Annotated in this window: 16 protein-coding genes and 3 pseudogenes; 9 read left to right on the top strand and 10 right to left on the bottom strand. The window is 69.9% G+C overall.

The window, feature by feature from the left end; genetic code table 11:
- Positions 1-109 precede the first annotated feature (109 nt).
- The 3 genes and pseudogenes from acs (at position 110) to Pflav_RS35365 (ending at position 5,233) form a co-directional block, all read left to right on the top strand.
- Positions 110-2,071 carry an acetate--CoA ligase gene (gene acs / locus Pflav_RS35375; protein WP_173041052.1) on the top strand — a complete coding sequence of 654 codons (1,962 nt, stop codon included), beginning with the start codon at positions 110-112 and terminating at the stop codon, positions 2,069-2,071.
- A gap of 301 nt (positions 2,072-2,372) precedes the next feature.
- Positions 2,373-4,747: pseudogene (locus Pflav_RS35370) on the top strand (immune inhibitor A domain-containing protein).
- 180 nt (positions 4,748-4,927) lie between these two features.
- The gene (locus Pflav_RS35365) at positions 4,928-5,233 is read left to right on the top strand and encodes a hypothetical protein (RefSeq protein ID WP_173041051.1); all 306 of its coding nucleotides are present in this window, start codon (positions 4,928-4,930) and stop codon (positions 5,231-5,233) included.
- On the opposite strand, the gene Pflav_RS35360 is transcribed toward Pflav_RS35365, so the two are convergent.
- Positions 5,211-6,329, bottom strand: a complete 1,119-nt coding sequence (locus tag Pflav_RS35360) for a C45 family autoproteolytic acyltransferase/hydolase (protein ID WP_173041050.1) — start codon at positions 6,327-6,329, stop codon at positions 5,211-5,213. The genes Pflav_RS35365 and Pflav_RS35360 overlap by 23 nt on opposite strands.
- Before the next feature lie 59 nt (positions 6,330-6,388).
- Between Pflav_RS35360 and Pflav_RS35355 the strand changes: the two genes are divergently transcribed.
- Positions 6,389-7,297 carry an alpha/beta hydrolase gene (locus tag Pflav_RS35355; RefSeq protein WP_173041049.1) on the top strand — a complete coding sequence of 303 codons (909 nt, stop codon included), beginning with the start codon at positions 6,389-6,391 and terminating at the stop codon, positions 7,295-7,297.
- Between the two features lie 532 nt (positions 7,298-7,829).
- On the top strand, positions 7,830-9,362 hold the full coding sequence (locus tag Pflav_RS47695) for a transposase (RefSeq protein ID WP_173035147.1): 1,533 nt from the start codon (positions 7,830-7,832) through the stop codon (positions 9,360-9,362).
- A 411-nt stretch (positions 9,363-9,773) separates the two neighbouring features.
- Here Pflav_RS47695 and Pflav_RS35345 read toward each other — a convergent pair whose 3' ends face one another.
- The 6 genes and pseudogenes from Pflav_RS35345 to eccB all read right to left on the bottom strand — a co-directional run bounded on the left by Pflav_RS35345 (position 9,774) and on the right by eccB (position 15,705).
- On the bottom strand, positions 9,774-10,139 hold the full coding sequence (locus Pflav_RS35345) for a hypothetical protein (protein ID WP_173041048.1): 366 nt from the start codon (positions 10,137-10,139) through the stop codon (positions 9,774-9,776).
- A pseudogene (locus tag Pflav_RS35340) lies at positions 10,136-11,086 on the bottom strand (SseB family protein); the annotation flags it as partial. The pseudogene Pflav_RS35340 and the gene Pflav_RS35345, both read right to left, overlap by 4 nt.
- A gap of 1,964 nt (positions 11,087-13,050) precedes the next feature.
- Positions 13,051-13,590: pseudogene (locus tag Pflav_RS35335) on the bottom strand (SseB family protein); the annotation flags it as partial.
- Between the two features lie 238 nt (positions 13,591-13,828).
- Complete coding sequence (locus Pflav_RS35330) at positions 13,829-14,119, bottom strand: WXG100 family type VII secretion target (RefSeq protein ID WP_173041047.1); 291 nt, start codon at positions 14,117-14,119, stop codon at positions 13,829-13,831.
- A gap of 17 nt (positions 14,120-14,136) precedes the next feature.
- Complete coding sequence (locus tag Pflav_RS35325) at positions 14,137-14,454, bottom strand: WXG100 family type VII secretion target (RefSeq protein ID WP_173041046.1); 318 nt, start codon at positions 14,452-14,454, stop codon at positions 14,137-14,139.
- 105 nt (positions 14,455-14,559) lie between these two features.
- A complete protein-coding gene (eccB, locus tag Pflav_RS35320) occupies positions 14,560-15,705 on the bottom strand; it encodes a type VII secretion protein EccB (protein ID WP_415624357.1) in 1,146 nt (381 codons plus the stop codon).
- 212 nt (positions 15,706-15,917) lie between these two features.
- On the opposite strand from eccB, the gene Pflav_RS35315 reads away from it, so the two are divergent.
- The 3 genes from Pflav_RS35315 (at position 15,918) to rarD (ending at position 17,707) form a co-directional block, all read left to right on the top strand.
- Complete coding sequence (locus tag Pflav_RS35315) at positions 15,918-16,295, top strand: phage holin family protein (protein WP_173041045.1); 378 nt, start codon at positions 15,918-15,920, stop codon at positions 16,293-16,295.
- 63 nt (positions 16,296-16,358) lie between these two features.
- Positions 16,359-16,805, top strand: coding sequence for a GNAT family N-acetyltransferase (locus Pflav_RS35310; protein WP_173042816.1), 447 nt, complete (start codon positions 16,359-16,361; stop codon positions 16,803-16,805).
- Entirely contained in the window at positions 16,802-17,707 is a 906-nt protein-coding gene (gene rarD, locus Pflav_RS35305) for an EamA family transporter RarD (RefSeq protein WP_173041044.1), read from the top strand. The genes Pflav_RS35310 and rarD overlap by 4 nt, the downstream gene beginning before the upstream one ends.
- Positions 17,708-17,716: 9 nt before the next feature.
- Here rarD and Pflav_RS35300 read toward each other — a convergent pair whose 3' ends face one another.
- Entirely contained in the window at positions 17,717-18,433 is a 717-nt protein-coding gene (locus Pflav_RS35300) for a zf-HC2 domain-containing protein (protein ID WP_173041043.1), read from the bottom strand.
- Positions 18,430-18,924, bottom strand: coding sequence for a sigma-70 family RNA polymerase sigma factor (locus Pflav_RS35295; RefSeq protein ID WP_232072776.1), 495 nt, complete (start codon positions 18,922-18,924; stop codon positions 18,430-18,432). Before Pflav_RS35295 ends, Pflav_RS35300 begins: the two co-directional genes overlap by 4 nt.
- A gap of 234 nt (positions 18,925-19,158) precedes the next feature.
- Here Pflav_RS35295 and Pflav_RS35290 point away from each other — a divergent pair, with 234 nt between their 5' ends.
- Positions 19,159-21,273, top strand: coding sequence for a PhoX family protein (locus Pflav_RS35290; RefSeq protein WP_173041041.1), 2,115 nt, complete (start codon positions 19,159-19,161; stop codon positions 21,271-21,273).
- Between the two features lie 92 nt (positions 21,274-21,365).
- Here the strand turns inward: Pflav_RS35290 and Pflav_RS35285 are convergent, their stop codons facing one another.
- Positions 21,366-22,148, bottom strand: coding sequence for an IclR family transcriptional regulator (locus tag Pflav_RS35285; protein ID WP_173041040.1), 783 nt, complete (start codon positions 22,146-22,148; stop codon positions 21,366-21,368).
- Positions 22,149-22,356 lie beyond the last annotated feature (208 nt).

Raw genomic sequence — 22,356 nt, 5'->3', positions numbered from 1 at the left:
CACGCTCGGCGATCGATTCATCCCGCGCTGCGGTGGTCGGATGGTGCCCGCACTAACCTCACAAACGGAAGACCGAGACTGACACCACACCCGCAGGAGGAGCCGACCCATGAGCGAGACCCTGGAGAACCTGCTGCAGGAGAACCGCCAATTCCCGCCGCCGGACGCGCTCGCCGCCAGCGCCAACGTCACCGCGGCCGCATACGACGAGGCGGCCGCCGATCGGCTCGGCTTCTGGGAGACGCAGGCGCGCAGGCTGACCTGGGCCACTCCGTGGGAGAGCGTGCTGGACTGGTCCAACCCTCCCTTCGCCAAGTGGTTCGTGGGCGGCAAGCTCAACGTGGCGTACAACTGCCTTGACCGGCACATCGAGGCGGGGCGGGGCAGCAAGGTCGCCATCCACTGGGAGGGCGAGCCGGGCGACACCCGCACTATCACGTACGGCGACCTGCACCGCGCGGTCTGCCAGGCGGCCAACGCCCTCACCGACCTCGGCGTCGCCGCAGGTGACCGGGTGGCCATCTACATGCCGATGATCCCGGAGGCGGCCGTCGCGATGCTCGCCTGCGCGCGGATCGGTGCCACCCACAGCGTGGTCTTCGGCGGCTTCTCCGTCGACGCACTCGCCGGCCGCATCCAGGACGCCAGCGCCAAGGTCGTGATCACGGCTGACGGCGGCTACCGGCGCGGCAAGCCCTCCGGGCTCAAGCCGATCGTGGACGAGGCCGTCGCCCAGTGCCCGACGATCGAGCGCGTGCTTGTCGTCCGCCGTACCGGCCAGGACGTCGCCTGGAGCGACAAGGACCTGTGGTGGCACGAGACGGTCGAGCAGGCCAGCCCCGAGCACGTGGCGCAGCCGTTCGACGCGGAGCACCCGCTCTTCATCCTCTACACCTCGGGCACCACCGCGAAGCCCAAGGGCATCCTGCACACCACCGGCGGCTACCTCACCCAGGTCAGCTACACCTACCACGCGGTCTTCGACCTCAAGCCGGACACCGACGTGTACTGGTGCACGGCCGACATCGGCTGGGTGACCGGCCACTCGTACATCGTGTACGGGCCGCTCTCCAACGGCGCGACCCAGATCATGTACGAGGGCACCCCGGACACCCCGCACCGCGGCCGCTTCTGGGAGATCGTGGAGAAGTACCGCGCCACGATCGTCTACACCGCGCCCACGCTCATCCGCACGATGATGAAGTGGGGCGAGGACATCCCGGCCAAGTTCGACCTCTCGTCGCTGCGGCTGCTGGGCAGCGTGGGTGAGCCGATCAACCCCGAGGCCTGGATGTGGTACCGCAAGCACATCGGCCGCGACGCCTGCCCCATCGTCGACACGTGGTGGCAGACCGAGACCGGCGGCATCATGATCTCGCCGCTGCCCGGCGTGACCGCCACCAAGCCCGGGTCGGCGATGACCCCGCTACCGGGCATCAGCGCGGATGTGGTCGACGACCAGGGACAGTCGGTGCCTAACGGCGGCGGCGGGTACCTCGTGCTGCGCGAGCCCTGGCCGTCGATGCTGCGCACGATCTGGGGTGACGACCAGCGCTTCATCGAGACGTACTGGTCCCGTTTCGAGGGCATGTACTTCGCCGGTGACGGCGCCAAGCGCGACAACGACGGCCACCTGTGGCTGCTTGGCCGGGTCGACGACGTGATGCTCGTGTCCGGCCACAACATCTCGACCACCGAGGTGGAGTCGGCGCTGGTCAGCCACCCGAGCGTGGCCGAGGCAGCGGTCGTCGGCGCGACCGACCCGACCACTGGGCAGGCGATCGTGGCGTTCACGATCCCGCGCGGCCACGTCGACAGCGAGGGCGAGGCCGGCGAGGCGCTCATCGCCGAGCTTCGCAACCACGTCGCGAAGACGCTCGGCCCGATCGCCAAGCCGCGGCAGATCATGCTGGTAGCGGAGCTGCCGAAGACCCGTTCCGGCAAGATTATGCGGCGGCTGCTGCGCGACGTGGCCGAGAACCGGTCACTCGGCGACGTCACCACGCTTCAGGACTCGACGGTCATGGACCTGATCGCGTCCGGCATGAAGACCGGCAAAGACGAGGACTGACGGTAGTACCGGCGGTGCTGGTCACGTCGCGGTTCCGCGACACGGCGAGCACAGCCTCGCAGAGAAGTAGGACCTAAGAAATATGGGCGGGCCCCCTGTGGGCCCGCCCTTCTTTTCATGACATAACGGGCGCGCTATCGAAATGGGTTCATGCGAAAGGCTTCCCACCGTGCACGTAACTGTTTAGGTTTCACTCTGGCCCCAAACGTTCGGGCCACCCCCATACGGACGTCACCTGCCATCAACCCCTGGCCGGATGGCGTCTTATACCCCGGAGGTACCACTAGTGCGTAAAGTCATGGTGGGCCTGCTCACCGTGTCGCTCGCCTCGGGCATGGGCGTTTCGCTCGGCCCGTCGGCGCTCGCGGCACCGCCGGCAGATACACCCGCCGCGGCCCCGTCCAAGGGCGATGCCCCTCGGCGTGACGAACTCCCCAACCCCTCGAAGACAAGCGGCGCGAGCTGCGCGAGCAGGGCCTGACGGACGTCCTCAGCGGACGAGCCACGCCCGAGTCGCGCAACGGCAGCACTGTCGTCAAGGTCGGCCAGTCGGACGGCACCGGCCCGCTGGCCAAGAAGAGCGGCAAGAACGGCAAGAAGGACCAGTACGTCGAGCTCGCCCGCGAAAAGACCGACCGGATCTTCGTGATCCTGGCCGAGTTCGGCAACGAGCGGCACGCGGACTACCCGGACATCGACAGCGACCCGGACGTGCCCGGCCCGCAGCGGTTCGACGGCCCGCTCCGCAACGAGATCCCCGAGCCCGACCGGGCGGCCGACAACTCGACGGTCTGGCAGGCGGACTACACCCAGGAGCACTACCAGGATCTGTACTTCGGTAAGGGCAAGGGCGTCGAGTCCGTCAAGACCTACTACGAGGCGCAGTCCTCGGGTCGGTACAGCGTCGACGGCGCCGTCACCGACTGGGTGAAGGTCCGCTACAACGAGGCACGGTACGGCCGCGACCTCTGCGACGTGTGCGACGGCCGCAACCCGTGGAACCTCGTCCAGGACGCCGCCAACCAGTGGGTTGCCGACCAGAAGGCCGCGGGCCGCACCGACGCCCAGATCGCGGCGGACGTGAAGTCCTTCGACCAGTGGGACCGCTACGACCACGACGGCGACGGCAACTTCAACGAGTCCGACGGGTACATCGACCACTTCCAGATCGTCCACTCGGGTGGCGACGAGGCCGACGGCGACCCGTGGCAGGGCGAGGACGCCATCTGGAGCCACCGCTGGTACGCGTTCGTCGACCAGGCCGGCATCACCGGTCCCGCGACGAACCCGCTCGGCGGTACCCAGATCGGCAACACCGGCATCTGGATCGGTGACTACACCGTGCAGCCGGAAAACGGTGGCCTGAGCGTGTTCGTGCACGAGTACGGGCACGACCTGGGCCTACCGGACGACTACAACGTGCTCAACGGTGGCGACAACAACAGCGAGCACTGGACGCTGATGGCGCAGAGCCGGCTCAACGCCGCCGGTGAGCCGCTCGGTACCCGTCCCGGCGACCTCGGGGCGTGGAACAAGCTTCAGCTCGGCTGGCTCGACTACGAGACCGTCGTGGCCGGGCAGAAGCGGACCATCAACCTGGGTCCACAGGAGTACAACAGCGCCAAGCCGCAGGCCGCGGTGGTGGTCCTGCCCAAGCGGGCCCGGACCATCAACAACGGCGCGCCGTTCGAGGGCGCGAAGCAGTGGTTCTCCGGCAACGCCGACGACATGCGCAACTCGCTGACCGCACCGGTCAACCTCTCCGGCAAGTCGGCGGCGACGCTGACCGCCAAGGTTCGGTACGGCATCGAGGCCGGCTACGACTACCTCTACATCGAGGCGTCGGAGGACGGAAGTGCCTGGACCCCGGTCGGTGGCACGGTCGACGGCCACGGCTTCAGCAAGGACAGCGCGGGCCGGCCGGCGATCGACGGCCGCAGCACCGGCTTCGCCAACCAGCAGTGGGTGGACCTGTCGGTGCCGCTCGACGCGTACGCGGGCAAGGCCATCCAGCTCCGGTTCCGGTACGTGACGGACGGCGGTACGGCGTGGGGCGGCTTCTACGCCGACGCGATCACGGTGACCGCCGATGGCGCCACCGTGCTTAGCGACGGCGCGGAGGGCACCGGCCCGTTCGTGGCGGCCGGCTTCATCGCGCTGCCCGGCTCGGAGGTCCGCTACTTCGACAACTACTACATCGCGGGTCACCGGTCGTACGTGCAGTACGACAAGTACCTCAAGACCGGTCCGTACTTCTTCGGGTACTCGTCGAAGCCGGACTACGTCGACCACTACGCGTACCAGCAGGGCCTGCTCGTCTCCTACTGGGACACGTTCTACAACGACAACGACACGTTCGAGCACCCCGGCGAGGGGCGCAACATGATCGTCGATGCGCACCCGCGCCCGTTCTACCGGATCGACGGCCAGCCGTGGCGGGCCCGGGTCCAGGTGTACGACGCGCCGTTCAGCCTCACCAAGGCTGACTCGTTCACGCTCCACGTGGCTGACAAGCCGTCGTACATCCGCGGTCAGGACGCGCAGCCGCTGTTCGACGACACCAAGCCGTACTGGTACCCGGAGCTGCCGAACCACGGGGTCAAGCTCCCCGCGATCGGTGTGAAGATCCGGGTGGTCGACGTCGAGGGCACCTCGATGAAGATCCGCATCTCCTAGTTTGTTCGCCGAAGGGGCCCGGCTCGGTTGAGCCGGGCCCCGTTCTGTACAGGGGAACCCCGCCGCCCCGCCCACCGTCTGAATAGAGTGGCTTTGCGCAAACTTGTAGTACTGACGGCGGCGACGCTGCTGCTTGCCGCATGTGCGGATTCGCCGGTTCCGGCAGGGGATGGAGGAGCCGTGAGCGAGCCTCCGCCGAGTTCGTCGACTCCCTCGACGGCCTCGCCACCCACCGCGCCGCCACAGTCGCCCAGCGACCCGCGCCCACCCAAGGACTTGCTGGTGGGGCGGGTCACCCGCGGCGGCAGCGGGCCCTGCTTCGGCTTGGAGACCGACGAGGGCAAGGTGTACGCGCTCTACAGCACCGAGACGTTGACGCTCAAGGTCGGCGAGACGATCCGGGTCAAGTACGCTCCCCTGCGCCTGAAGATCGACTGTGGACCCGGCGAGCACGTCAGCGCGATCACGATTGACCGAGTCGGGTAAACCCGTACTTGTTGCCGCACGGCGGCCCTTCCGCCAGCCCAAAGCGCCGCTCGTCCAGGTCCAACAGCACCGAGTAGACCGTCTCGGCCCGCTCCAGCGGCTCGTCGCGCTCGTCCACGTGCCGGCAGATCGCCATCGGGTAGCCGCCGTGGTCGCGGAAGACCGCCTTGAGGTCGTTTTCGTGCACGCGACGCTCGGCGCGGGCGTCCATCATGGTGCCGAGCAGGCGCCGGGCTCGCGCGCCGCGGAAGAGCGAGGCGCCGCCGAATTCGCGCGCCCGATCGCGTACCGGCAGCGCGGTCTCGATGTGGTTGGCGTGCGAGATGTACCCGTCGACGGGGTGCAGCCAGCCGATGTCGCCGGGCACCACCTCGACATCGATGATCTCTCCGCCGTACTCGCCGGGCTTGCCCGCCTGGCCCAGTAGCAGGTTCAGCGAGGCGCCCCGGGGAGTGCGAGCGGCCACCCGGAGGGCGGCGCCGAGGTGGTCGGACTCCAGCACCGCGCGGAGCAGCACGTGGTACGGCACGACGCCGTCGCGCGGCCCGTCGCGGTCCGAGCCGAGCATGTTGAGACACACGCCGAGGCCGGCCGAGTTGAGCCCCGCCTTGGCCAGCATCCCCGCCTCGGCGAGCGTGATGACCTCGAAGCCCTCCTCGTCGCGCGTCTGGAGCACGACCATGGCCTCGCGCTGGGCCGGATGCCAGTCCCAGTTTTGCCCGAGCAGAGTGTGCCGGCTCGTGGTGTGCGTATCGAGGACGCCGACCGAGGTACAGCCGCCGTCGCCGTCGCGTTGCGTGCCGTAGATCAACTCGGTGCGGCCGTTGAGTGCGTACAGCTCCTCGGCGTTCGCCCCGGCCCCCTCCGCCACACCGTCGAGCATCGCGGCCACCCGCGGTAGCAAGGTGGTGGCGGCGCGGCGGAAGGCGGCCCCGGCGGCCCGCACAGCGGCGGCGTCCAGCCCGGCCTGGTCCTGGAAACGTTGCAGGTAGAGGCGCACGTTCGCGGCGATGAGCGGGGCGGCGGCGACACCGTACGCCGCGCCACACTCGGCCGGCGTGCCGGACACGGAAATCACTGAAATCGGGAGGGTCACCCCTCGACGGTAGTGGCGAATCCCGGCCCGGTGACTCCCCTGACCGTACGCTGGGCTGCATGGATGACTCTTGCGTCCTGGTCGACGGGCCTTGGACGCACCGTTTTGTGGGGGCCAATGGCACCCGCTTCCACGCCGTCGAGGCCGGCACCGGACCGCTGGTGCTCCTCCTGCACGGCTTTCCCGAGTTCTGGTGGGCCTGGCACGATCTGCTTCCGGGCATCGCCGACGCCGGCTTCCGCGCGGTCGCGGTCGACATGCGCGGGTACGGGGCGAGCGACAAGCCCCCGCGTGGCTACGACGGTTACACGATGGCGGCCGACATCACCGGCCTGATCCGGGCGCTCGGCGAGCGTTCCGCGATCATCGTGGGTACCGGCTTCGGCGGTATGCTCGGCTGGACCGCCGCCGCCTTCCACCCCAAGATGGTGCGGCGCCTCGTCGTGCTCGGCGCCGCACACCCGCTGCGGTTGCGGGCCGCGCTTTTCGCCGACCCCCGAGGGCAGTTCTCCGCGTCGGCGCCAACGCTGAAATTCCAGATCCCGCGGTACGAGCACGCGCTCACGAAGGACGACGCCGCGCTCGTCGGGCTGTTCCTGCGCCGGTACGCCGGACCGTCCTGGTTGGCCAATCCAGCGTTCCCCGACTACGAGCGGCGCTGCCGCGAGGCGATGCAGATCCCGCAGGCGGCGTTCTGCGCGCTGGAGGCGTACCGGTGGGCGTTCCGCTCGGTGCTGCGCCTGCACGGATACCGCTTCGTCAAGGCCATCCAGAAGCCACTCGTCACGCCGACGCTTCAGCTGCACGGGGCGCTGGACACTTCGATCCTGCCCCGTACGGCGCAGGGCTCAGGCCGCTACGTGATCGCGCAGTACGAGTGGCGCCTACTCGAAGGCGTCGGCCACTTTCCGCACGTCGAGGCGCCGGAGACGGTACTCGGCGAGGTGCTGCGCTGGGCCAAGTCGTGACGCCGGCCGCTGACTAAAGATCTTCAGGCTCGGAATCACATTCGATTTCTTGAGACAAGGTATTTGCCCCGGTCCGCGCCAGTCGCTGACCGTATGCTCCCGCGGGCACCGCGCAGGTCGGCGGCTCGCGAGCGCTCCCCGAAACCCCCGACCTCCGCTGCCAGGTCCGCGGTCCAAGCTCAACCCCAACCCAACCTGGGATCGCCGTCGGACAAGAAGTAAGAGGTGGGTGCGCAGGCGCATTGCTCTGCTTTCCTACAGTGGCCGCGCCGGCGATCAAGTAGCACAGCGGTCGCGCGGACCCGCTTCCTTGATCGGCGGGGTCGGTTGGTGTGCGCGAGAGATCGTGGTATCCAGCCGCCCTTCCAGAGCCTGTCGCAAAATCGGGTCGGTGTGGCTGACCTGGTGTTGATTTGCTGTGATCGATAATTGGTGGGTGGCGAAGGGGTTTATGCCGGTATGGCGGGATCAGCCGATGTTGTTGCCGCCGGATTTGCGGGATTGGCTGCCGGTTGATCATCAGGTGTGGTTCGTGTTGGACGCGGTGGCCCGGTTGGACACGGCGGGGTTCGCGGCCCGGGCCAGGTTGGGTGGTGCGGGCCGGGCCGGCTACGACCCGGACATGTTGTTGGCGTTGTTGATCTGGGCGTATGCCGGTGGGGTCACCTCCTCGCGGCAGGTCGAGCGGCGCTGTCGGGAGGATGTGGCGTTCATGGTGATCTCCGGTTTGGCCCGGCCGGACCATGCCACGATCGCCCGGTTCCGGCAGCAGCATGACGAGGCGTTCGTGGACTTGTTCACGAAGGTGTTGGCGTTGTGCGGGCGGGCCGGGATGGGCGGGCTCGGGCATGTCGCGGTGGACGGGACGAAGATCGCGGCGAACGCGTCGATGCAGGCGATGACCGACGAGGACGGACTGCGCCGGATCGCCTGTCGGCTGGTCGAGCAGGCCGCCGCCGACGATGCCGTCGAGGACGAGCTGTTCGGTGACGCGCGCGGGGATGAGCTACCCGAAGCGTTGCAGGACCCGGCCCGACGGCGGGCGCTGCTGGACGAGTTGATCGAACGGGCCGAAACGGATCCGAACCGCGATCGCGGCGGCAAGCGGCGGCGGGCGGTGGACAAGGCCGACCGGGCTCTGGCCCTTGCCGACGAACTGGCCGCGGTCCGCGACACGACGCGGCGCGCAGCCCGGCAACGGCTCCAGGATGAACTGGACGCGGCGCGTCACTCAGCGGCGCACATCCGCGCGGCCGTGCAGCAAAAAGCTGACGAACGCGCCACCCAGCACGCCGCGGCGGCAGCCGAAGGGCGGCGGTTGCCCGGGGCCAAGCCCGTCCCGGTCGACGAACACAGCCACGTACGCCGCGCACAAACCCGCGTCGAGGCCGTCGAGGCCGAACTCGCCGCGTTCGAGGCCACACCCCACACCGGCAAAACCAACAGCGGCAAGAAGAACAACAACCCGGTCCGCTGCCTCACCGACCCCGACTGCCGGCTGATGCCCACCCGAACCGGGTTCATCGCCGGCCTGAACACCCAACTCGCCGTCGCCGCCGACTACCTCATCCTCGCCGTCGAGGTGGTCCAGGACACCGGCGACGTCAACCAGCTAGAACCCATGCACGACAAGATCGACGACGCCGTCCAAACACTCCGCGACGCTACCGCCAACCCCGACCTGGCCGTCGGCACCACCCTGTTCGACGCCGGCTACAACAGTCACGACAACCTCACCGCACCCGGCCCCGACCGGCTCATCGCCCAAGGCAAAACCCACCAACCCACCGGCCCCACCCCACCCACACAACCACCCCACCCGAACGCCACCGCCCGCGAACACATGGCCTGGCGCCTATCCACCCCAGAAGGCAAAACCCTCTACCGCAAACGCGGCGCCACCGTCGAACCCGTCAACGCCCACCTCAAAGACCGCCGCGGACTACGCCGCTTCTCCCGCCGCGGCCTCACCGCCGCCAAAGCCGAAGCCCACCTCGCCGCCGCCGTCACCAACCTGCTCCGCCTCGCCACCACCCACGGACCAACCGCCCTCACCACGGCATAACCGCAGACCAGCACCACCAACCCCGCCCAACCCCAACACCCACAGCCCCACCCACACACAAAACAATCTGCGACAGGCTCTCCAGGGGCAACTAGGTACCACGATCTGCCAGACGGCCGCCCGTCGTGGCGTCAATCAAGGAAACCGAGCGCCCTCGGGCGCGTGTCTGGCTTTGGACGGAGCCCCCGCCCAACCGCCGAGTCAGGTCAAAGGTTGGGCCGGAGCGCGGACCCGGCAGCGAAGGTCGCGGTCGGCCGACCACGACCCAGGGGTGAGCTTGCCCAACCGCGAAGGGCGAGGCCGCGGGAGCGACGGTCCGGACCACAACGGACATCGCGGTAGCCCGGCTTCCTTGATTTTGGACCTTTATCCACGACAAGACGCCGAGGCCACCCCAACTCCAAAAGCTGGCTAGACCCGGTGCTCCCGTAGGTCGGTCACCTCGCTGGCCGGGGCCCAACCCTGGTAGACGCCGAAGTCGAACTCCTCCAGGCCGAGCGCCTGCGCCACCGGCCAGCGGCCGCCCGTGTACTCCACGCGCAGCCAGGTGTCGTGCTCGGCCAGCACGATGAACGGCTCGCCCTTCCAGGTACAGGTGGTCCGCACGTACGCCACGTCTTCGAACTCCGCGAGCGGCAGCACGCGGACGAAGCGGCCGGGGCGCACGGGCTCGAAGTCGTCGCCGGGGCCGGGCTGGTAGATGCGCACGTTGTCGCCGTCGGGGCTGGCCTCGTACTCCCGCCCCCGCCAGCGGGCCACGTAGCCGTCGCGCATCATTCGTCGCCCACCTTCCGCCAGGTGGGCGCGTCCGCGTCGAGGAGTGCGATCAGCTTCTCGGCGCCACCCGCCGTGACCCGCCACAGCTGGGCGCCGTGCGGGAGGCGGGCACTATCCACTTTGAACTCGGCGATCACGCCGCCACTCTCGCTCGGCGCGAACCCGTTGCCCCGGAACGGTGCCCGCTCGATGACCCAGCCCTCCATGGCGCGCATGGCCGGCTCGTTCTGGCCGCCATACGGAATCCGGTAGAGGCTTGGGCGGTAGGCCGGCCACCGCAGCATGTAGATCTCATCGGCGTCGCGCCTGAACGCCGAGCCCGCGTAGCTCAAGCCCAGCGCCGCGTATAGCTTCGCGGGCGTGTCGAGGTGGGCGACCTCGTTGGCCCGCTGGACGAAGCCGGAGACCCGGTCGTAGCCGCGCTCAAGGTAGTAGTCGACCTGGCTGGGCGCGACCGCCTTCTGCATGATGGTGGGCTGGCTCGGGTCCCCCGCCGCGCCCTTCTTGGTCGGACGGGAGGCTGGCTCGAGCTCCTCGGCGTCGCCCAGCCCGACATCGGCCGCCCAGTTGGCGAGCGCGAGGATCTGCGCGCCGGGCAGCTTGGCACCGACGGGCGTGCTGGGGTTGACCGCGAACGACCACGCCGGATCCGGCCACGCCTTGATGAGCTGCATGAACTTCACGTCGATCGTCTCGATCAACTCGCCGAGGTGATCTTTGAGCCGATCCATCGAGGTGAAGACCACCACGTACGGCTCGCCGTCGATCGTCTCGGTCAGCCAGGCGAAGCCCGGCTCACCCGGCCGCGTGCCGTCGGCCGATACCGGTGACACCGGCAGGAGCACCTTGGCCAGCAGCAGTGTGGAGAGGAACGTGTCGGTGCTTCCCTCGGACGCGGCCGAGATCAGGGTCTTTTCGACATCGTTGGCCGGCTTGAAGTCGGGCGGCGGCGGCTGCGGCCTGTGCGCCGGCGGTGCCGGCTCTCGCCTCGGCGATACGCTCGCGGCCGGCAGGTCCCAGGGCTGAGTCGGCGTGCCAGCGGCCAGCTCCCGAGACTGCGACGGCGGCGCACTCGCAGCCGCCAAATCCCACGGCTGAGTCGGCGCACCAGCAGCCAGATCGCGCGACTGCGACGGCGGTCCGCTCGCGGCGGCGAGCTCCCACGGCTCAGTCGGCGCACCAGCAGCCAGCTCCCGAGACTGGGCCGGCGACCCGCTCGCGGCCGCGAACTCCCACGGCTCAGTCGGCGTGCTAGCAGCCAGATCCCGAGACTGCGACGGCGACGCGCTCGCAGCCGCCAAATCCCACGGCTGAGTCGGCGCACCAGCGGCCAGATCCCGAGACTGGGCCGGCGATCCGGTCGCGGCCGCAAGCTCCCACGGCTCAGTCGGCGTGCCACCGGCGAGATCCCGAGACTGCGACGGCAGCGCACTCGCGGCCGGCAAATCCCACGGCTGGGTCGGCGTGCCTGCGGTGTGATCCTGGGGCTGGGTTGGGGTGCCGGTCGCGGTGGCATCCCATGCCTGCGTCGGCGTGCCCGTGGTGCCGGGGTCCCATGCCTGGGTCGGCGGCTGGGTGTCCCAAGGGCGGGAGGCCGTCGCGCCTGTGCTCGTGCCGTTGCTCGGCGACGGCGCGCTGGTCGGCTGGGCGCCGGAGGGTGCCGCGCTGTTGGGTGCCGCGATGGATGCCTGCGCCGGTCCGGGGCTGATCGGGGAAGGTTGGCGCCGATCGGTCCGATCGGGATCGCTGGCCCGCTGCCCGCCACCCGCCGTGGAAGTGCTCTACCGCCGCTGGCGCCGGTGCCACCACGGCTGTCAGTCAGGCCGGCGCCGCCACCGCTCAGACCGGCATTGCCGCTCAGCCCGTCATTGCCGCTCGGGCCGGCGCCACGGCCTGCCCCGCTCAGGCCGGCGGGCAGGTCCGGCACCGCCGGTGGCGGCACCGCCGCGAGGGGTGAGACAGCGCTGGTGGGTGGCCCGCCGGAAGGGCCGCCAACTCCGGGTGGCCCGCCGAACGCCGGGCTGGTGGGCGCCGGCCCGCGGCTGGCCAAGTGCTCTTCCGGTGCCGGACCGTGGCCCGGTCGTGGCGGGCTGCCGGCGCCACTGAGGCGGGTGGGCAGCCTTGTGGCGCTGCTCGCGGACGCCGTAGTGAAGCCGGGTGCCGCGCCGCTCTCGCTGGTGGTGTCGAACCCGCGCTGGCCGGCACTGGCGGGACCTGGGTCGCCGGGGCCGGCTTGGTCACGGCCACCGAACCTGCCCTGGTCCGCACCGCTCAGTCCCGCACCGCTCAGTCCTGCGCCAGTCTGGCCGAAGCCGCCCTGGCCGCCCTGACCCGAGCTACTCGGGCCCGCGCCGCCCTGATCCGGGCCGCCCTGTCCGAAGCCACCCGAGACGCCGCCGTGACCACCCGCGCTGCCGCCACCGGGACCACCCGCGCCACCAAAGCCACCTGCACCGCCGCCACCGGGACGGCTCGCACCGCCGAAGCCACTCGAACCGCCGCCACCGGGACCGCTCGCGCCGCCGAAGCCACCTGCACCGCCGCCACCGGCACCGCTCGCACCGCCGAAGCCACTCCCGCTGTCGAAGGCGCTTGGGCTTGTCGCGCCGGCGCCACTGTGACGTGCGCCGCCGAAGCCGCCCGCCTCGCTAAGGCCGCTGTGGCGCGGCGCCTCGCTCAGGCCGCTCTGGCGCGCGCCGCTTAGGCCGCTCGGCCCAGAGGCGCCGAAGCCGCCCTGCCGGTCTCCAGCGGGGCCTGCCTTCTCTGGCCCCCGCTGGGCGCTGGGGAAGGCCGCGCTGAGGCCACTCCGCTTTGGAAGGCCGGTGTCGGCCGGGGTCGCCAGGCCACCATGCCCGGCTGCGGTCAAGCTGCTCGCCCCGGCAGCGGCCAGGCCGCCGGCACCGAAGCCGGCTCCGGCCGGGCTCGTCGACACTGGTCCGGACGCGGGGCTGGTGGGCTCGTCGGCCGGCGGGGCAATGCGCCCCGGCACGACGGCGGTGGCCCGAGCACGGGCCGCGGACTCTGCCTTTTCCAGCCGCGAGCGGGCGGCCATGGAGCGTCCGGGCAGCCGCACATCGCCACGCGCCAACTGGGTCACGAACCAGGCCGGCAGATAGCCCTCGATCGGCAGGCCGGGGTTGACGGCCAGCCACCACTCAAGGTTGGGCCAGGCCGCGGCCAGCTCCTGATATGTCATCCGGCGCGCGGAGCCCGCGTTTTCCGCCAGACATGCCTGGAGCGCTATGCCGGACGTGAAGGCGAGCACGTGCGTGCGCCCGCTGGTGGTCCAGGTGCCCCAACCCACCGGCGTCTGCCCGGTGATGGAGTCAGAGGAGACCGGGAGCAGCAGCTCAGCGCGTGCGAGGACCCGGAAATACTCCTCCTGATCGCCACCACGCAGCGCCTCCCGCATGGCAGCCTCGGCCTCGGTGGCCGGCTCCCATTCGGTCACGGCCACCTCCCCTCCGCCGAACAGGCCAGATGCATCGCGTACAACCTACAAGGAAAGAGCAAGATCACAATGGCCGGCTTGTATCGGGAACCGCCTCCTGGACGCCGACACCGCCGACTCTCACCCTCGCATGTGACACGACCGACCAACAGGCCCGTCCCAGCAACCGTGTCAAGCGCCGCATTAAGGACCTGTCTCCTGGATCACCGACGGGCTGGGCGTGCTTGCGCCAGACAGGCTAGAAGCGGCCAGCCGCGCGGCGCTCGGTGTCGTGATAGTCGGCGGCACTCTCGTCGACCGCCATCTTGATCTCGCGCAGGATCGTCTGCAGATCGCGGGACGCGCGGCGCCAAGTGGCCTGGCGGCCGTCATATGCCTCGCGTGCGGCACCCTCCCATGTGGCGACAAGCGGCGCCGCGTCGCGCTCAAGCTGGTCCAGATGGGAGTCGAGCAGGCCGAGGGCCCGCTGGATGTCGGCGCTGGCCTGATGCAGGGCGGCGAAGTTGACCACCAGCCGGCTGTCGCTCATCGGACACTCTCCCGGGCTTAGAGCGGCAGCTCGATGCCGCGATGGGTGGTAGCCAACCGGGCGGCAGCCTGGTCGTCGGCCGCGTCGTAGCCACGGCCGGCCGCCCTGAGAGCGACCGCGGTCTCGGCCAGCGTGCGCTGGATGGCCGCCTGGTCGTCCGACCACTGGATCTTGACCTGCTCGAACGAGCGCCCGCCCGCACCCTGCCAGGCGTCGCGCAGCACCTCCAGCTGGCTCATCAGCGCTTTGAGCATCGCCTCCAGATCGCGATTGACCTGGTCGAACCTCGCGGCGGTGCGCTCCAGCACCCCGGCCTCGGCTTCGGTGCGATCCATCAGCCACCTCCATCGATGCGCCAACAACGCCACTGACCGTAGCGACCCAACCACTCGATCGACAGACCCTGTGGATAACTCAGGGCCGCCAAAGGCGTCAGTTGGTCAGCGGGGCACGGGCGATCGCGGGGTCGAGGCGTACACCCTCGGGCACGAGGTCGACCACAGCCGGCGGCAGGCGGAGGGGCGCACATCCCCGTACCCAAGGAGGGCTGGCACCTCGCGGTCGGACATGGCGTGCCGCCGGCCGCGGTCGGTGACCAGATAGACCTTGTCGGCGGCCTCGACCAGGGCCCCGCCGCCGGAAGGGACGACGATGCCGGTGCGAGGTACGGCCGCGCCAACCCGGACCTCCGCCGATCCCGTCGCGTCCGGCACTGCCGCGCACACCGCCGTAGCCGTACCCGCCTTGGGTGTGGCCAGCGGTGGTGTGGTCGGTGGCAGGCCGGCCGGGTCGGGCGCGGCCGCGCGTGGGAGGTCCGCGTACTCACCCTGCGACAGCTCCACCGGCTCGTGCTGGTCCAAGTCGGTCAGCAGCAGGTCGGCCTGGAGCTGGGTGATTGGGGCGAGACCGTCGGCGAGGGCGACCGCGTACTGCCGGCCGCCATCCTGCGACTCGATCACGAACACCTCGCCGACCTCGGCGCCCGGCACGGCTGGCGCGTCCACCCCCGCGCCGGCGATCGGGATGCGGGCAAGGTCGGGGCCCTCCGTCAGCGCCGCCAACAGGGCCGGCGCCACCGTGGTGGGGCGCTCGGCGGTCCAGCCGAGGGCGGAGAGCACCAGCTCGCGGTCGCGTAGCAGGTAGCTGCGCTGGTGCCAGACCAGATGGAGGTCACGGCCCGCGCGAACCAGCAGGCCACGCTCGGCAAGCGGCACACCGCCGTCGGCGGCCGTGCCGACCAGGACCGCCGGGCCGTCCGGTGTGGAGCACACGGTCCAGGGGCCGGTGGCCAGCCGGCGCGGATCGGGCACCGCGTCGGGAGCGCTTTCGATCCCAAGGGGTACGCCACGCGGCAGGCCGTCAATCGACTCCCGCGACACCAATACGGTCTCGACGCCCGGCCCGAGGATCAGCAGTGCCGAGACCTGATTGGGCACCGGGTGCAGCGTGCCGTCGCGGTAGACGAACCGGGCGCCGGTCTCCTGCTCCACAAGCACCGCCGGGCCATCGCCCCAGCGCGGGGTGCCAGGGCCCACCAGCGTCCCGTACAGCGCGACGGCGCCCAACGCGATGGCCGCGACAAGCACGCTCGCCAGCGTCGCGCCGGCCGCCCGGGGAAGGCTGAGTGGCCCGGATCGGGGTCACGCAGCACCAGGGCAGCCACTACGCGCTGCAACAGGAACTGGTGCGAGTGGAGCTGATCCTGACGGGACGACAAGGCGCGCACCCCCAAAGACCGTGGGCGTTCTCACGCTAGCGTCCCCCACGCGTTGATCGTTGTCCCTTAACATCGCCGGCCATGGGCATCCTCATCCGGCTCGCGATCAGCGCCGTCGCGCTGTGGATCACGACGGTCATCGTTCCCGGGATCACGCTCTCCACCGACTCGATCGGTGAGGCGGTCCTCACGCTCGTGGTCGTCGCCGTGATCTTCGGCGTGATCAACGCCGTCCTCCGGCCAATCATCAAGACCGTGGGCTGCGCGTTCTACGTGCTGACGCTCGGTCTCGTGGCAATCGTCGTCAACGGCGCACTCTTTCTCCTGACCAGCTGGATCGCGGGCGAGCTGGACCTGCCCTTCCACGTCGACGACTTCTGGCCGAGCGCCGTCGTGGGCGCCCTGCTCGTCGGCATCGTGAGCTGGGTCCTCAACGCGCTGGTGGGCGACAAGGACTGACCACGGGCTGGGAATTGGCCGCAGACCAGGACGGATCATCGCGGTAGCGTCGGAGGCGTGCCGATGATCATGCACGCCGACGGGTACGTCTTCTCGACCGATCGGGCCCTTGTCGATGCCGACCTGGTGTACACCTGGCTCTCCACGGACGCGTACTGGGCGATCGGCCGCCCACGCGAGATGGTCGACAAGTCGTTCGCGGGCTCGCTTTTGTTCGGCGTCTACCGGCCGGAGAGCGACGGTGGCGGACAGGTCGCGTTCGCGCGGGTGGTGACGGACGGTGCCACGTTCGCGTGGCTCTGCGACGTCTACGTCGACCGGGCCGTCCGCGGCCGCGGGCTGGGCACCTGGATGGTCGAGCAGGTGCGCGAGGAGCTGGGGCACTGCGGGGTACGCCGCATCATGCTCGCGACCCTCGACGCCCACGCGGTGTACGCGAAGATCGGCTTCACCCCGCTGGCCGAGCCGGACCGCTGGATGGAGTACCGGCGCCCGCAGGCCTCCCAGTGAGCGAGCTGAGGCGCGGCTTCCTGTTCGGCATCGCGGCGTACGTCTTCTGGGGCTTCTTCCCGCTCTACATCCGCCTGCTCCGCTCCGCGGGCGCGTTGGAGATCCTGGCCCACCGGGTGGTGTGGTCGATGGTGTTCGTGGCGCTGCTGCTCACGGTCGTGCGCCGCTGGCCGTTCCTGAAGGAGCTGGCCCGCCGCCCCGGCAAGCTCGCCGGCATCACCTTGGCCTCCGGCCTCATCGCGGTCAACTGGGGGATGTACATCTTCGGCGTCAATACCGAACGCGTGGTGGAAACCGCCCTCGGGTATTTCATCGGCCCGCTGGTCATGGTGCTGCTCGGGGTCGTCGCGCTCCACGAGCGGCTCAACGCGGCACAGTGGACCGCGGTCGGCATCGGTACGGTCGCGGTGGCCGTGCTGACCGTCGACTACGGGCGACTGCCGTACATCGCGCTCACGCTCGCCGCGAGCTTCGGCGGGTACAGCCTGGTCAAGAAGCGCCTCGGGCTGCCCGCCGCGGAAGGGCTCTTCGTAGAGTCGGCGATGCTCGCCCTGCCCGCACTGGCCTATCTGACGTGGCTTACCGCGCAGGGCGACTCCACGTTCGGCCAAGGCGCCGGGCACACCACGCTGCTTGTCGTGGCCGGCGCCGCCACGGCCATCCCGCTGCTGCTCTTCGCCAGTGCGGCAAACCGGATTCCGATGACCGGCATCGGGATCTTGCAGTACATCGCGCCCATCCTCCAGCTCGGCTGCGGCGTGCTGATCTTCCACGAGCCGATGCCGCCGGCCCGACTTGCCGGTTTCGCGCTGGTGTGGCTCGCCCTGATCGTGTTCACCATCGACGGGCTGCGTACGGGCCGCCGCCGGGCCGCCGCCCGCGAGCCGGCTATGGCCGCTTAGGGACGCCGCTCAGGGGACCTTGTACTCCAGCAGCGGCGTGCCGTCCTTCTTGGTGATCGCCAGCCGTGCGAGCTGTCCGGAGCCGAAGCTCGTGATGGCGTTGAAGTCGACGTCGGCCCCGGGCGCCACCGCCCACGAGCCGATCTCCTCCTTCTCGCCTTCCGAGTCCCAGGCCATCAACCGGTACGTGTACGTCTTGTTCGCTCCACTGTGCATCGGGTACGCGCAGTGCATCGTGACGTGTGTGCCCCACTTCGTCACGGTGAGGCCGATTTCGGCGGTGACCGGGATGTCACCGACGACCGACTTCATGGCGACCATGCGCGGGCCGGCCGGCGTGGTGGCCTGCGCCACGGGTGGCTGTGTGCTCGCCGAGCTGCCGTCGCGCAGGATGCCCGCGCCGAAGCCGGCGAAGAGCGCGAGGCAGGCGGCGGTGAGCAGCGAGCCGGCCGTACGCCACCGGCGCGTTGCCCGCTCCTTGCGACGCGCGTCCCCGACGGCCGCGAGCAGGTCTGGCATGCGTGTCTCGGCGGAGGGTGCCGAGGCGATCTGCTCCAGACCGGCCGGGTCGAGCCTCCCCAGGAGACCCGGCAATACGGCCACCTCACCGACCGCCTCGCGGCAGGTCGGGCACTCGGCGAGATGACGCTCGTACGAAGCTCGCTCGCTCGGGGACAGGGCGCCGAGGACGTAGGCACCGCTGTCGTACGCGTGATCGCACCTCATCTCGTCACCCCCATCTCCTCCAGAACCAGGCGCAGCGAACGCAGCGCATAGTGCGTACGGGACTTCACCGTGCCCGGCGGTACGCCGAGCCGGGTGGACGCTTCGGCGACCGACCGACCCTCGTAGAAGCACTCCACGAGCACCTCGCGGTGCGACGCGGAGAGCCGCCCGAGTGCCTCGGCCACGGTCCACGCCTCGACCGCCCGGTCTGCCTCGTCTACCGCGGGCGGCGGCTCGGGCAGCTCGTCCGTGACGATCTCCCCGACCCGGGCGGCACGCCGTCGCCACGCGTCGATTGCCAGGTTGCGCGCGGTGGTGAACAGCCATGCCCGCACCGAGCCGCGTTGCGGATCCAGTGCCTCGGGATGCCGCCACGCACGCAGCAGCGTCTCTTGTACGAGATCCTCGGCTCGTTGCCGGTCGCCCCCGGCCAGCCGGAGTGCGTGAGCGAAAAGTGCGTCGCCGTGCTCGTCCTGCAACGCGCGCAGCAACTGGGCATCCTGGTCGGTCAAGCCACCCCGGCCTCCTTTCGCTCTGTCTTACGCAGGGATCGGCCGGACGGTTCAGTCTTGGCCCTCACTTGGCGGTGTTCACCTGCCGTTCATACCGGAGCTGAGCAGCGCTCATGGGCTGCTCTTAGCGTCCGGCAGGCGTGCTCTCGACCGCGGCCAGAGGTCGGCGCGGCCCTCCCGAGCACGCAACAACCAGCGAGGAGGCTCTTCTTCATGAGCGAGCGACCGCGTCTGCTTCCGATTCTTGGTCAAAACCATTCCGGACGTAGCGCGATGACCTGTATGTACCGCTGTGGCAACGCGTGTGACCACCCGGTGCCGAACGAGTCGGAGAACCCGTACTTCGGCGATGTCGTGCAGGCCGAGGTCACCCGCCGCGGTGTCGTGCGCGCCGGTGCCGTCGGCGCCATCGTGCTCGGCTTCGCCGGTGCGGGTGCGGCCACCGCGGTCCCGGCGCTGGCCGCGCCGGGTGGCAGCGGTGCGGCACCGGACCTGGGCGCCACCGCGGCCCGCGGTGGGAGCGCAGCCCGCGCGCTCACGTTCAGCACCATCCCGCCGAACAAGCTCGACAACTTCGTGGTGCCGAATGGGTACGACCACTCGGTCGTCATCAAGTGGGGCGACCCGGTGGAGCCCGACGCGCCCGCGTTCCGGCTGGACCGTCAGTCGGCGTACGCGCAGTCGAAGCAGTTCGGTTACAACAACGACTTCGTCGCGGTGCTGCCGCTCGACAAGCACGGCGAGCGCGCCCTGCTGGTGGTCAACCACGAGTACACGAACGAAAACCTGATGTTCCCCGGCTTCACGAGCCTGGACGCGCTCTCGGTGGAGCAGCTCCGGATCGCGATCGCCGCGCACGGCCTCTCGGTCGTGGAGCTTGAGCGGGTTGGCGAGTCCGGCCAGTGGAAGCCGGTCAGCCGCGGCGCCCGCAAGTACAACCGGCGGATCACGGCGCTGGCCACCCGGTTCGACTTCACCGGCCCGGTCGCCGGCTCGGCGTTCCTGAAGACCGCCGCCGACCCGCGCGGCAAGACCGTCATCGGCACGCTCAACAACTGCGCCGGTGGCGTCACCCCGTGGGGCACGATCCTCAGCGGCGAGGAAAACTTCAACCAGTACTTCGTCGGCGGCGACGGTGTGCCGGAGGCGGACAAGCCGAAGCTGGCCCGTTACGGCATCAGCACCACCGCCCGCTACGCGGCTGACAGCCGCAAGTGGGACCGTGCCGACGAGCGCTTCGACCTCGCCAAGAACCCCAACGAGGCCAACCGCTTCGGCTGGATCGTCGAGCTCGACCCGTTCGACCCGGACGCCAAGCCGCGCAAGCACACTGCGATGGGCCGCTTCAAGCACGAGGGCGCCAACGTCATCGTGGGCAAGAGCGGTTACGTCACGGCGTACATGGGCGACGACGAGCGCTTCGACTACCTGTACAAGTTCGTGACGGACAAGAAGTTCAAGCCGGGTAGCTCGTGGCAGGCCCGCGAGCACAACCTGACGCTGCTGGAGTCCGGCACGCTGTACGTGGCGAAGCTCGACTACACGAGCGCCAGCGAGATCGACGGCTCGGGCAAGCTCCCCACCGACGGCGCCTTCAACGGCACCGGCCGGTGGATCCCGCTGGTGCGCGGCGACAAGTCGTTCGTGCCGGGGATGACCGCGGCCGAGGTGCTCACGTTCACCCGCCTCGCCGGCGACGCCGTGGGTGCGACCAAGATGGACCGCCCCGAGGACGTCGAGCCGAACCCGGTCAACGGCAAGATCTACGTGGCGCTGACCAACAACACCAACCGGGGCACTGGCACCAACCCCAAGGCGGACGAGGCCAACCCGCGTACGGCCAACCGGCACGGGCACATCCTCGAGCTGACCGAGGACGGCGGCGACCACGCGGGTGAGACCTTCACCTGGTCGGTGCCGATCGTCTGCGGCGACCCGGCCGACCCGGCCACGTACTTCGCCGGGTACGACAAGACCAAGGTCTCGCCGATCTCCTGCCCGGACAACGTGGCCTTCGACGGCGCCGGCAACCTGTGGATCTCCACGGACGGCAACGCGCTGGGCACGAACGACGGCCTCTTCGCCACGGCGATCGAGGGCCCGGAGCGCGGTCACCTCAAGCAGTTCCTCACCGTGCCGTTCGGCGCCGAGACCTGCGGCCCGTTCATCACCGGGGACAACAAGTCCGTCTTCGTCGCGGTGCAGCACCCCGGCGAGATCAGCGGCGCCTCGGTCGAAGCCCCGGCCTCGACGTGGCCTGACGGTGACTACGCCAAGCCGGGCGTGGTCGTGACCTGGCGGCTCGACGGCAAGCCCGTCGGCAGCTGACAGGCTCTTCGTAAAAGGGGCGCCCCCGCGTGTCGGCGGGGGCGCCCCTTCCCGTCTGTACAGGCCCTTCTGCCCGGCCTGGGTGAGGAGAGCTAGGCGTCGGCTGCCATCGCCTCGGCGAGCTCCTTGGCCACCGTCACGAGGCGGTTGCGCACCACCCGGGCCGTCGTCATCAGCTCAGCCGCCGGCATCGCGCAGGCCAGCACCACGCGCCGTTCCATGTCCTTGTCCGTGCTGACGAGCACGGCCGCACAGCCGACGCCCTGCCGGTACTGCCCCATCTCCAGCTGCATCCCGCGCCGGTCTCCCGCCGCCAGGTCGGCCTCGAACGCCTCCGGCGCGGTGAGGGTCTGCGCGGTGAACGAACGCATGCCCCACTCCTTGAGGTACCGGAAGCGCTGATCGGGCGTCAGCGTGGACAACAGGGCCTTTCCCAGCGCCGTCGCGTGGGCGCCGTCGTCGAAGCCGGGGACGAGATCCTCCAGGTACGGCGAGCGGGGCCCGTCCGCCGCTGCGGTGATCGCCACCCGGCCGCCCACGAACCGGCCCACGTAGTGGCTGTAGCCGGTCTCCATCGCGGCCCGCCGCAGCGACTCGCCAACCGACGCCGGCCCGCGGAACGCGGCCACGAGCTCGCGGTAGCGGTCGGCCACCTCAAGACCCACGATGTACGTACCGTCCTCGCGTCGGATCACGTAGCCCTCGTAGGCCAGCGTGCGGACGAGGTGGTACGTCGTGGCCACAGTCAGCTCGCAGCGCCGCGCGATCTGTTTGACCGTCAGGCCTCGGGGCGCCCTGCCGACTGCCTCCAGGACACGCAGCGCACGCGAGACGCTACGGATCAGATCCGAAGGTTCCGCCAAGGGGTCGCGCACAACCACCTCCGCCGGCCGGGGACTTACACCATATGAAAATCCGCCCGATAACGAAATGCCCGTTCGGATCGAAGCCATCGGATGTACGGCGACCGACGGTGGGCAGGGCGCCACGTTGCGTTGGTTTACCCCGTTTTTCGGAGGCTTATGTCCACATTCGATCTTCATGTTTTGCAGATGGAATTTTCCGCTCGCCAACGTTCGACAC

It is taken from the genome of Phytohabitans flavus, assembly GCF_011764545.1.
Classification (GTDB): Bacteria; Actinomycetota; Actinomycetes; order Mycobacteriales; family Micromonosporaceae; genus Phytohabitans; species Phytohabitans flavus.
Note: the sequence above shows the minus strand (reverse complement) of the source record. Positions and strands in the feature narration are given on the sequence as shown.